Origin of the sequence: Acinetobacter sp. YH12252 (genome assembly GCF_013417365.1) — a bacterium.
Classification (GTDB): domain Bacteria; phylum Pseudomonadota; class Gammaproteobacteria; order Pseudomonadales; family Moraxellaceae; genus Acinetobacter; species Acinetobacter towneri.
Genome location: NZ_VPEA01000012.1, coordinates 48,786 through 59,776, shown reverse-complemented (window position 1 = coordinate 59,776; position 10,991 = coordinate 48,786). Strand labels below are relative to the sequence as shown.

The 10,991-nt window shown below is 41.7% G+C and carries 10 protein-coding genes and 1 pseudogene; 2 read left to right on the top strand and 9 right to left on the bottom strand.

Annotated features, from left to right (window positions below):
- Positions 1 to 478 precede the first annotated feature (478 nt).
- The 3 genes from FTV28_RS11255 to FTV28_RS11245 are packed head-to-tail and all read right to left on the bottom strand — an operon-like array spanning position 479 to position 3,327.
- Positions 479 to 1,561, bottom strand: coding sequence for a DUF6670 family protein (locus tag FTV28_RS11255; RefSeq protein ID WP_179990504.1), 1,083 nt, complete (start codon positions 1,559 to 1,561; stop codon positions 479 to 481).
- Positions 1,562 to 1,601: 40 nt separating this feature from the next.
- On the bottom strand, positions 1,602 to 2,426 hold the full coding sequence (gene pssA / locus FTV28_RS11250; protein WP_004976213.1) for a CDP-diacylglycerol--serine O-phosphatidyltransferase: 825 nt from the start codon (positions 2,424 to 2,426) through the stop codon (positions 1,602 to 1,604).
- A 43-nt stretch (positions 2,427 to 2,469) separates the two neighbouring features.
- A complete protein-coding gene (locus FTV28_RS11245; protein ID WP_026438537.1) occupies positions 2,470 to 3,327 on the bottom strand; it encodes a 23S rRNA (adenine(2030)-N(6))-methyltransferase RlmJ in 858 nt (285 codons plus the stop codon).
- Between the two features lie 116 nt (positions 3,328 to 3,443).
- On the opposite strand from FTV28_RS11245, the gene FTV28_RS11240 reads away from it, so the two are divergent.
- Together FTV28_RS11240 and FTV28_RS11235 are read left to right on the top strand one after the other, a co-directional pair.
- Positions 3,444 to 4,046 carry a 2OG-Fe(II) oxygenase gene (locus FTV28_RS11240; protein ID WP_179990503.1) on the top strand — a complete coding sequence of 201 codons (603 nt, stop codon included), beginning with the start codon at positions 3,444 to 3,446 and terminating at the stop codon, positions 4,044 to 4,046.
- Between the two features lie 86 nt (positions 4,047 to 4,132).
- The gene (locus tag FTV28_RS11235) at positions 4,133 to 4,660 is read left to right on the top strand and encodes a hypothetical protein (RefSeq protein WP_179990500.1); all 528 of its coding nucleotides are present in this window, start codon (positions 4,133 to 4,135) and stop codon (positions 4,658 to 4,660) included.
- 62 nt (positions 4,661 to 4,722) lie between these two features.
- Here the strand turns inward: FTV28_RS11235 and FTV28_RS11230 are convergent, their stop codons facing one another.
- From FTV28_RS11230 to FTV28_RS11205, 6 genes and pseudogenes are all read right to left on the bottom strand, one after another.
- Positions 4,723 to 4,980: a DUF2789 family protein gene (locus tag FTV28_RS11230; protein ID WP_026438086.1), complete on the bottom strand. Its 258-nt coding sequence runs from the start codon at positions 4,978 to 4,980 to the stop codon at positions 4,723 to 4,725.
- A gap of 164 nt (positions 4,981 to 5,144) precedes the next feature.
- Positions 5,145 to 5,393: a DUF2789 family protein gene (locus tag FTV28_RS11225; RefSeq protein ID WP_096901745.1), complete on the bottom strand. Its 249-nt coding sequence runs from the start codon at positions 5,391 to 5,393 to the stop codon at positions 5,145 to 5,147.
- A gap of 205 nt (positions 5,394 to 5,598) precedes the next feature.
- Positions 5,599 to 6,808: pseudogene (locus FTV28_RS11220) on the bottom strand (YeeE/YedE family protein).
- Positions 6,809 to 7,048: 240 nt separating this feature from the next.
- Positions 7,049 to 8,035, bottom strand: coding sequence for a malate dehydrogenase (locus FTV28_RS11215; protein ID WP_019836931.1), 987 nt, complete (start codon positions 8,033 to 8,035; stop codon positions 7,049 to 7,051).
- Positions 8,036 to 8,239: 204 nt separating this feature from the next.
- On the bottom strand, positions 8,240 to 8,887 hold the full coding sequence (locus FTV28_RS11210; RefSeq protein WP_179990498.1) for a ribonuclease I: 648 nt from the start codon (positions 8,885 to 8,887) through the stop codon (positions 8,240 to 8,242).
- A 71-nt stretch (positions 8,888 to 8,958) separates the two neighbouring features.
- Complete coding sequence (locus FTV28_RS11205) at positions 8,959 to 10,845, bottom strand: lytic transglycosylase domain-containing protein (protein WP_179990506.1); 1,887 nt, start codon at positions 10,843 to 10,845, stop codon at positions 8,959 to 8,961.
- Between the last annotated feature and the right edge of the window lie 146 nt (positions 10,846 to 10,991).

The window sequence follows — 10,991 nt, the reverse complement described above, 5'->3', positions numbered from 1 at the left end:
ATGATCAAACTCTTCAGTTAAAATCATTTTGAAGTTTTAATCTAAACTTCCAAATCTGGCTCATCAATTTTCTGACTTAAATTTCGCTCAAATAAACTTCGAGTAATTTAAACCAATCAATCAATGATAATATTTCGATCAATCAATCAGTAAAAATCCACACAAGTTGTTCTTCATAATCTCTTAATGATCTTCTCGATGCTTCGTCAGCATCAAGCTAGGTCGGCTATATTACGCTTTATTTCTAAAGTGTCAACTGGTAATTTAAATTATTTTAAACTTTCTTTCTAAAACCCAACCCAATCGATTTCAATCAAGTCATTGTTTTACCAGAAGTTTTAATCTTCATCACCGCCGATGGATGTGCATTATAGGGCAAATATTTCGCCTTGCAACCCCTCTTTTTAAGTTTTATCAGTTTTTTAGTCCAAACGGTTAATTATTCAGCAAAATACTTCACTTTTCCACAAAATACTGTTTATTTCTTTTTCTTGATCATAAAAGGTTCAGGATTCATAACTACATCTGGCATTTTTTCTGGCTGATCATGTTCCTGCCATTTCAGTGCGCGACAGTCGATATATTCACAATAGCCTCCTTCTGCTTGTTGTTGATCTCCATTTATAGCCAACTGATATTGAAAACTTCCGACATAACCTGCTGCAGCCCCAAATTTAAAATCACCACGACTCTGCGCCTGTAAATGAATTGAGGTGCCATCTTCATCTTGATAACGCCATTCAAACTCACGTGGCAAATACATACACTGACCTGTTGGCGTTTTTACTTTTGGATAAACCCGTTGAATATTAAATTGTACTTGCCCATCAAATACCCGAGTTTGCTCCGTGTTCGCATTTCGCAGATAGATTCGAGATTGCAAAATTCGATTCAACACATCACGACTTTGTAGCAATATTATTTGTTGCTGATGATTCAGATTAATCACTTGATAGCAAAAAAATGCCACAGCGAAATAAGGAAACTGGATTGAGCGGGCAAACTCAAAACTACCCAATTGCTCAATCTGAAAATGCTGATCTTTATAGCGCACACTACCCTGACACTGACACAACAAAGACCAATGTTCTGCCAAATTCATTCGCAATTTAGTGAAATATGAAATTGTAGAGCTTGTGGTGATCTTTAAATCAAAGCTAAGTTCGCTATCTTCACGTTGAATATGAAATTGCGGAAAGTGTCCAGTAATGCGCTCTTTATTGGCAAACTGAAAATACTCTGCAGTAAATACGCAATCATGTTGTATTGAATAATGATTGGACTGCCCCACCATGTGTGGGCTGCTACTACAAAGAATACTGGCTGTGTCTAAAGCTGAGGTTGTAATCACATTTTCAGGGCGCAGCATTGCGGTATTTAGGCTGCCCAATAAACCAATAAAGTTGAGATAATGTAAGGGTGCAGGCAAATTAGGAAGAATTAAGCCCTGATAGATAAATTTATAATGATGTTTTGGGGCGTGATAAGGCAGTTTGGCGGTTGCCGCAGGAGTTTGATTGAGTTGTTTGGAACGATCGAGAAAATCTTGAAACAGCTGCATATCAAACTCCTTGTGAGTTGATGCTTTTATGAAAGCTTAATTAACTCACTGCATTTTTTCTTGCCATAAAAGTGGTCACAAAACCTGAAAGTGCATAAATAATTGAAATCACTAAAATTCCAACAGGAATATTATAAGTCATGGCTGCAAGGATAAATACTGCGATTGGCAATACAAAAAACGGCACACGCTTACGATCAAAGGTTTTAAATGAATAATATTTAATATTGGAAATCATCAACAATCCTACTGCAATAATAATCACAGCATTGAGGATTTGTAGACCAATTTCACGAATATCATACAGTTCAGGAAAATCCCGTCCTACCCAAACCAGCGACACGATAATCAGCGCAGCCAAAGGACTTGCAACACCAATAAAGTAGCGTTTATCGACCACACCAATTTGCACATTAAAACGCGCCAAACGGAATGCGGCACAAGCCGTATAAACAAAGCAAGCCGCCAAGCCGATACGACCTAAATCATGCAAACTCCAGCTATACATCAAAATCGCAGGTGCAACACCAAAGGCGAGCATATCGGATAATGAATCAAACTGTTCGCCAAATGGACTTTGCGCACCAATCGCACGTGCCACACGACCATCTAAACCATCAAACAATGCTGCTAGAAAAATGGCATAAATCGCTTGGCTAAATTCGCCATTCATACTGGCAATAATGGAGTAAAAACCCGACAGCAAGGCTGCCGTGGTAATCAGGTTTGGCCACAGATAGATACCACGACGTTTCACCTTTTGCCCTTCACGGGTATGTTCTTCTTCCACCACTTCAAATGTAATTCCGTCATGCTCAAGATCACGGGAACTATATTCTCCTTCGGGTTTGGATGTGTTTGTCATTATTTTGTGTCCTAACTGTAACCTGAACGTCTATTTAAATTTTTTATTCGCCAACTAACCAACGCACTGCAGCATGTCCACCATGTTCTTGCATACGCAAGTGCGGGAACAACCATTGCAGGGCTTCATCTGCATCTTCAGAGAATTTCCATGGTGGATTAATCACCAATAAACCACAACCGTTTAAGCCCACAGGAGTATCGTCAGGCCACACACAAATTTCACAAATGAGTTGACGGCGAATCCCTGTTTTAAACATTTTCTTTTCAAAACGTTCAATCATGGCGCGGTCTTTAATTGGATACCACACCGCAAATACGCCTGTTGGCCATTTTTTATGTGCAGCTGCCAATAATTCAACCAACTGAGGGAAATCTTTACGTTCCAATTCATACGGTGGATCAATCATCACCAAACCGCGTTTTTCTTTTGGTGGAATGACGCCCAATAAACCTTCGTAAGCATCACGCTCATGTAAACCTGCGCGTTTGTCACGAATGTTATGACGCAATTGCTGGAATACATCGCGCTGCATTTCAAAAATAGTTGCTTTGTCGATGTCACGCATACCTTGTAAAGCAAACCATGGCGAACCGGGGTATGCACCTTGCCCATCCGTTTCACGCATTGCTTCAACCAGTTTTAAATACTGCTGTACGCCTTCTGGTGCCTGACGTTTGATTGAATCATCTAGTTTCACTAAACGATGAATACCATTTAAAAATTCGCCCGACTTTTGTGCAGGTGCTAAAGATAAGTCATATTTACCCGCACCGCCATGTGTATCGACATAGCGATAAGGTTTATCTTTGGCATTTAAACGTGTCAGAATTTGCAGCAATAAAACATGCTTCATGACATCGGCAAAGTTGCCCGCATGGAAATGGTGACGATAATTCATGTTTGGTTCATTCCTAAAATCAACCGACATTTTAGCATGAAAAAAAGTTTCATTCAGGAGCTTGTATTCCTCTAAAATAATCAGCTTGTCTTGCATTTTGTCTGAGTATCTATTTTATGGACGCCACACTGCTTCCAAAATCTTGGAATATTGATCAAATTCTTGAAGATTTAGATTTGCATGGTTTTGCTATGCTGGATGATGCCTATTCACCTGAATATCAACAACAGGTTCTAGCAGAGTGTAGTCAAAATTTAGATCAATTTCGTGAAGCAGCCATACAAAATGGTGTGATCAGCAAAATTCGCAGTGATCATATTTTATGGATTCACGAAGATTTAAGCTTTGCCCAACAACATACCCAAACCCTTTTGGCTTTGGCTGAACAATTCAATCAGGCATTTTATTTAGGGATTCGTGAGGTCGAAGCGCATTTTGCCAGCTACCAAGCAGGTTCTTTTTATGCCTTGCACCGCGATAACCCACAACAAAAAAATGATCGGGTGATTTCTGCTGTCTATTATTTACACCCTGAATGGCAGACAGATTGGGGTGGACAACTACGTTTACAAGACAAACATGGAGCATGGCAAATTATAGAACCACGCCCAAATCGGATTGCAATTTTCCAAAGTGATTTATTGCACGAAGTTTTGCCTGCGACACAGCAACGTCTTTCCATTACCGCATGGCTACGCAGCGGCAATCAACTTTGGTAAAAACAGACCGCATTTTTCAGACTATTGGCTTTAAAACTGTAAATTTGCCCCGATGTAGAGCAAATATTGCTATCAGGAATTCACCCATGCGCAACTCGACTCAACAGATTATTCAACGTATTGGGGAAACTGACCAACTTTTTTTACAAGGCAATACGCCTGAATTGGCATTAGAACGTGCCGATTTACGCTTACAATTGGTGAGTTTGAGCGAGTTACGCCAAGAACAGATTTACTTTTTGCAAGAAGCCATTGTGCTGTTAGAACAAGGTCGGGTTGAATTTGAAGAAATGCCAGTGACGTTATATATCAATTTGTCTTTGCATTTGGCCAAAGCCTATATGATGTATTTTGAGCTGACCCGCGATGCAAAATACGCCTTAATTACCCAACAAATTTTAAAAGCCATGACTCATTATGCACATGGAGATATTTTCTTTTTCTTGGCTTATGCCAGCGCCAGTAAAAATGAAAGTGCACTGTGTCGCCACTGGTTAGGCAAGTACAGTAAAACTGCCGAATTTGATTTGGAACTCTTACAAATTCACCCTGCCTTTAACGCCTATCAAACCGAAGTCTGGTTTAAACAAATTCTCAAAAGCAGAATGCATTAAAAAAACGCCTCGTTCTGAGGCGTTTTTAATGAAAACATATTAAATATGACGATGACTTAAACCTAAACAGCTTGTAAACGATAAGCATCTAAATGTAATTGTTGATTGAGTTCATCAATCCAAATGGCCCAATCATCGTCTTGTACCAAATGACTGATTAAAAATTCACGTTGTGATTTATTCCAAAACGGCGCTTCATGTAAATTAATATGTGCAGGTAATTGATGCGTACGTACATACAATTCAATGGCTGCAGGGCTGCTGGCTAAACCGAGTTGGCTGAATAACATGGCTAATGATGGAGTATTTTGCATGAGCACCTTGCCCCCTTTTATTAGTTTCGTTGTAATTCCTTATTCAACCAACTTATAACACTTTGTATAAAAAACCCAGTCTTCCGACTGGGTTTGTTGTATCTTTTTGTGAGCACGCAGTTTACTGGCTCTTTTTAGATGAAAAGTATTTGATTTAACTTAAATACCGATTAAACACTCGGGTGTTGATCACTATGTAATTGCTCATTTAAGGTTTCAATCACAATGGCCCAATCATCATCTTTTTTCCAATGGCTTTGCAAAAATTGGCGCTGCCCTTCCGTCCAAAACTCGGCACAGTGTAATTTGGTTTCTGCAGGTAATTGATGCTCACGAATAAATTGATCAATTGCTGCATCGTCAGCATCTAGACCCAATTGTTGAAATAACAGTTCTAAAGTCGGTTGTTGGTCAAACATGGCATCCTCCTTTGATTCGTCTTGTACTTTTAATGACCTTAACCTGCTTCGAGCCGCAATTCAGCAGCAGCCGAGTTGCAGCATGTTATTTTTTGTACGATGCGATATACCTAAAGCATCCCACTCAATATTCTTAACACGATGACAGGCAACAAAAAAGCCAGTCAATGTAAACCGACTGGCTTTCATCTACTTAAATTAAAAGTTAGCAACCTGTTAGTTTTTCAGGCTGTGGCTTTTCATTTGGAAAGAAGATTGGGCGCAATTTCACACCAATGGCATTCCCCATAAATGCAAATACTAGCCATAACCAACCATGCACACTGCCCGAAGCAATTCCGCTAAAGTATGCGCCAATGTTACAACCGTAGGCCAAACGTGCACCATAACCAAGTAATAAGCCACCTATAACAGCCGCAACCAGTGAACGGCGTGGAATATTAAAGTTCGGGGCAAATTTTCCAGCCAAACTTGCAGCAAGCAATGCACCCAACATAATGCCAAAATTCATCATAGAGGTGATGTCATGCCACAATGAATTTGCCAATGCTTTAGCATTGCCTGACTGCTGCCAATAATCCCAAGCGCTTACATCTACACCCGCAAAAACAGCAACTTTTGCAGCCCAAACTGCAAGCGCAGAAGTCACGCCCCACGGACGACCAGCCAATACCAAGGTAGCAAAATTCAGCAGCGTTAAAATAAGCCCACCCCAAATTAACGGCCAAGGACCTTTGAGGAAATGCTTCCAACCATGGTACTGACTTTGCGGCTCGACTTCTAAACTGCCATGACGTTTCTTTTCAAAAAACACGGTTGCGGCAGCAATCACAGCAAAAATAACAAAGCTTAGAATAAGTGCAGGAATCACCCCAAAACTTTCGACAATCGAGATTGGCGCCAAATGCGGCAGATTAAACCACCAATCTAAATGCGAAGTGGCAATCAGTGAACCTAAGCAGAAGAAAAATAGCGTAACCAACATACGCGCACTGCCACCGCCTACCGTGTATAGCGTACCCGATGCACAGCCCCCCCAACTGCATGCCAATACCAAAAATAAAAGCACCAATCATGACCGACATCGACACAGGATTGACATTGCCCTTGACGGGATTGCCAAACAACTCACCTACACCTAAAGCAGGAAAGAACAACAACACCGCCAAGCCCAGCATAATCATTTGAGCCCGCAAACCACGACCACGACGTTCTTTAATAAACACACGCCAGCTAGAAGTAAAACCAAAAGAGGCGTGATACAACGTCATCCCCAAAGCACCACCAATTAAAAATAACAGTGCTTGATTTAGACCCACGATTTGATAGGCGCCGATAGTACCGACAACAAGTAAGATAAAAGCCACCCAAACCGAAACATTCGATCTATGGGCACTTGCAACAATAACTGACATGACAAAGAGAAGATTTGAAAAAGGAAACCCGCGTATTCTAAGCAATTTCCCCTACCGTGCAGGTCAATCGACCTATTTTATAGTCGCTTATCCATTCTGATATTTGATAAGCAATATGAGCTTAGCTGATGATAGGCTTTTAATTGCAAAGATAAAATCAAGCGCAAAAAAATGCCAGTCAACTTTTAGGTTGACTGGCATCACTCCCGAAGGAGTTTTAACTTAATCTAGCAGATTAAATTATTTAATCATGTCTGCAATTGCTGCGCGTTCTTCTTCAAGTTCGTTTAACGTGAAGTTGATACGCTCACGGCTGAACTCGTCGATTTCAAGACCTTGAACGATTTTGTATTCGCCATTTTCGCAAGTTACAGGGAAACCGAACATTACGCCTTCAGGAATACCGTAAGAACCGTCAGAAGGAATACCCATAGTTACCCATTCGCCGTTTGTGCCAAGCGCCCAATCACGCATGTGGTCAATTGCAGCGTTTGCAGCAGATGCAGCAGAAGATAAACCACGTGCTTCGATGATCGCAGCGCCACGCTTACCAACTGTAGGAAGGAATACGTCTTTGTTCCATTCAGCATCGTTGATTTTGTCTTTTAAGCTTTCTCCATTTGCAGTTGCAAAACGGTAGTCAGCATACATTGTTGGAGAGTGGTTACCCCAAACTGTCATTGTTTTGATGTCAGAAACAGCAACGCCAGCTTTTTGAGCAAGTTGAGTTAACGCGCGGTTGTGGTCAAGACGTAACATTGCTGTGAAGTTTTTCGCTGGAAGATCTGGAGCAGATTTCATTGCGATGTAAGCATTCGTGTTCGCTGGGTTACCAACAACTAGAACTTTAACATCACGGCTAGCAACTTCGTTAAGTGCTTGACCTTGACCAATAAAGATTTCACCGTTTACTTTAAGAAGGTCAGCACGCTCCATACCAGGACCACGTGGACGAGAACCAACCAATAACGCGTAGTCAGCATCTTTAAATGCCACTTTAGGATCATCAGTACCGATCATGCCAGCCAATAATGGGAAAGCACAGTCGTCAAGTTCCATCATTACGCCTTTAAGCGCAGCTTGAGCTTTCTCAAAAGGAACTTCTAATAATTGAAGGATAACTGGTTGGTCTTTACCCAACATTTCACCGCTAGCGATACGGAATAATAGGCTGTAACCAATTTGACCAGCAGCGCCAGTAACGGCAACGCGAACAGGTTGCTTCATGTAATTATCTCCAATTGAGAGGATAGTCAATGCGATTAAATAGCTGTTCTATCTAATCTTAATAATCATAAACGCGAAAGATTGTACTCCAATCATTCAGCGGATGCATGCAAAAGCGCATCAAATTCCACAAAAGTCTGATAGAAAATATGAATAAAATTTCTCAAAAAGCTTAAAATTCAGAAATTACAGTCACCTAGCAAACTAGTAAGAACCTTTAATGACAAACTGATTCGGGCAATTTGATTCAATCGCTGCACCGCACTGCTTATAGCGTCCTTCGGTGTTATAACAAATTTTGATTTCAGTTAAATAACTTTTACCTTGATGGTTAGAGCACTGAAAATGCACGCTTTTTGATGACATACCTGAATTGGACTTGAGAAACAAACTCCGTAGTTGTGACAATTGCACCGTCTGCGTGTCTTGGCTCGTCAATACCGCAGGCACGTTCATCCGATCTGCATTGTTAATGATCATTCGGAAATACTGACTAGCATTCATAGGCACACACCCACCTATACCCTGCCAAAGCTGTACTCGCGCAGCATCATCGGGCATGACTCGCGCCACTACCTTCGCTTGTAGCGGCGGTAACTTTGCCGATGAATGGGTGCTACATTCACGCGTGGCTACTTCGGGATATAAACCCTCAATATTCAGTGAGTAACCTTCTAAACATTTACGCTTTTTGCTTTTGGTAGAATCAATCAAACATACGGCTGGAGTCATTTGAACCGACATCACATAGCCTTGCACAGGAGCTGAAAATGCGTTTTGTGTACACATGACCCAAGCTGCACCACCCAAACTGAGCAATGCAAAATGAATTGGCTGCAAAATGGTACCCATCCTCATTTTCAATGATTCTGCCCCCTTAACAGTGATTCGATGACAAATAGCATGCTTGAGTATTCCACGAGCTATGGTGTATTGCGTGATGGAATACTTTGCATACGACTACTCATAGATTGACCACCTTGACCTAACATCAATCCATAATGTGTAGCGTTGGTCATGACATGTTTCACATAGTCACGTGTTTCCAACAAAGGAATGCTTTCAGTATATTGGTCTGCCGCAATTTGCTGAAACTCTGGCTGCCAACGGCGTGCACGATTTGGCCCAGCGTTGTATCCTGCTGTGGCCAGCACAGGGCTATTGCTTAATTGTCGCTGAATGGTCGACAAATAAAATGTACCGTAGCGGATGTTGGTATTCATGTCACTCAGCGCGGCAGGATTATAAGTTTCACCCATTTGTCGTGCAACCAAACGTGCCGTATCGGGCATGATTTGCATCAGTCCACCTGCGCCGACATGCGAACGTGCAGTGGTATTAAAACGGCTTTCCTGACGCATCAATCCATAAGCCCAAGCAGGGTCAATACCTGCATTTTGACTGTGGCTCACAACATAATTACGATGTGGCATAGCATAACGGTAACTATAGTTGTGCTTATTCACAGTACGATCTGCTGCATAAATGGCACGATCATACCAACCCATATCGGTTGCACGTTTAGCCGCTGCCAAAATCAAGCCATCATCTTGTCTTAAATACGCCTGACGCACCGCCCAGTTCCATTCACGATTGACATAATTGGCAGGTGCATTAATTTCACGCAAGGCAAAGGCACGGTTAAAGTGAATATCTTGATTCAAACGCTGTAAATCATTGGTACTTGGTTGGGTATTCGCAGGATTCGTATTGTAAGTTTGCCCAAGACGATCTTTCGCCAACAAGTTGTGATAATCATCACCCTGTGCCAGTTTTTTATAAATATTTTGTGCACTACGTTTTGATGCTGCATCATTGCGTTGTTCTGAAGCACGTGCCAACCAATATTGCCAACGATCTTCCTGTTTTTGGGTCACACTCATGCTATCTACAGCACGAATTACACTTTCCCATGCGCCAAAACGAATCGCCTGACGGGCATAAATTTCTGCTTCTTCGGGACTAAAAGGTAAGCCATAACTGGCATCTAAGGCACTTAACACTTCACGGTTAAAATTGTTTTTCATGACTGTAGTGCCGCCAATATATCCCACTGCACGATACAAGGCTTTTTGTACCGCTTCTGGCGTACCTTCTGCACTGCGTTTTAGTGAAGAAAGTGCCGAGTCTAAATCGCTATCGGCTAAACGTCCCATCGCATAAATAAGATAGGCATGGTCTTCGTTGCTTGCTTTAGGCGCAGACCACAAATAATTCAGTGGATTGGCTTGAATGCTGTTCAATTGTGCCAAACTGATATTCATACCTAAACTTTGCGCAGTCGCTAAAGCGAGCCCTGACTGCCCTGCACGCAATTGTGCCCATAAGCGTTGCTGTTTATCTTGCTGAGTCATAATTGGACTAGAGAGCATCATTCGACCTAGACCTGTACAAGATTCAGGTTGTGAGTTCGTGGTCAACCAAACATCTTTAAATTCCGCGACCACCAAAGGATCACCCGAACGGGTACGAACTTGTGCCATGGCACAGCTTTCGGCCTGATCAGCATTACTCACATAGGCAAGCACAGGTTGTGCACTGCTAAAATCGGCCTGTTTCACTTTTTCTTCGATGTAATCGGCTGCGAGTTTTTCTGCCATCGCTGATTGTGGATGGCGCTGTGCAAACTGAACAATTGCACTGGCAGGTTGCATGCCCAAATTGGTGTTCAATGCCCAGTATTCAGGATAGTAGCCCAAAACATCATTTTGCATGGCATATTGATACTGCTGCAATAAATCGACATCACCTGAATTGGCTGCACGCAGTGCATCATTAAACTGTTCATTTGCCGCATGCGTACTTGCCATGACTGCAAACGAAACAAGGCTCAAAGCAAGCTTTTTAGCTAAATTATTATTTTGTTTCATCATTTGCAGCATTCGCTTGCTTTCGGTCATTTACTTCTGCCTCGAGATCCGCATCCAATCATTCAGCTTAGTTTAATTAGTCTAGA

Bases quoted from the DNA above. Each gene is read 5' to 3' on its own strand.
- FTV28_RS11255 (WP_179990504.1), bottom strand. From the start codon at position 1,561: ATGCAGCTGTTTCAAGATTTTCTCGATCGTTCCAAACAACTCAATCAA.
- pssA (WP_004976213.1), bottom strand. From the start codon at position 2,426: ATGACAAACACATCCAAACCCGAAGGAGAATATAGTTCCCGTGATCTT.
- FTV28_RS11245 (WP_026438537.1), bottom strand. From the start codon at position 3,327: ATGAATTATCGTCACCATTTCCATGCGGGCAACTTTGCCGATGTCATG.
- FTV28_RS11240 (WP_179990503.1), top strand. From the start codon at position 3,444: ATGGACGCCACACTGCTTCCAAAATCTTGGAATATTGATCAAATTCTT.
- FTV28_RS11235 (WP_179990500.1), top strand. From the start codon at position 4,133: ATGCGCAACTCGACTCAACAGATTATTCAACGTATTGGGGAAACTGAC.
- FTV28_RS11225 (WP_096901745.1), bottom strand. From the start codon at position 5,393: ATGTTTGACCAACAACCGACTTTAGAACTGTTATTTCAACAATTGGGT.
- FTV28_RS11215 (WP_019836931.1), bottom strand. From the start codon at position 8,035: ATGAAGCAACCTGTTCGCGTTGCCGTTACTGGCGCTGCTGGTCAAATT.
- FTV28_RS11210 (WP_179990498.1), bottom strand. From the start codon at position 8,887: ATGGGTACCATTTTGCAGCCAATTCATTTTGCATTGCTCAGTTTGGGT.
- FTV28_RS11205 (WP_179990506.1), bottom strand. From the start codon at position 10,845: ATGGCAAGTACGCATGCGGCAAATGAACAGTTTAATGATGCACTGCGT.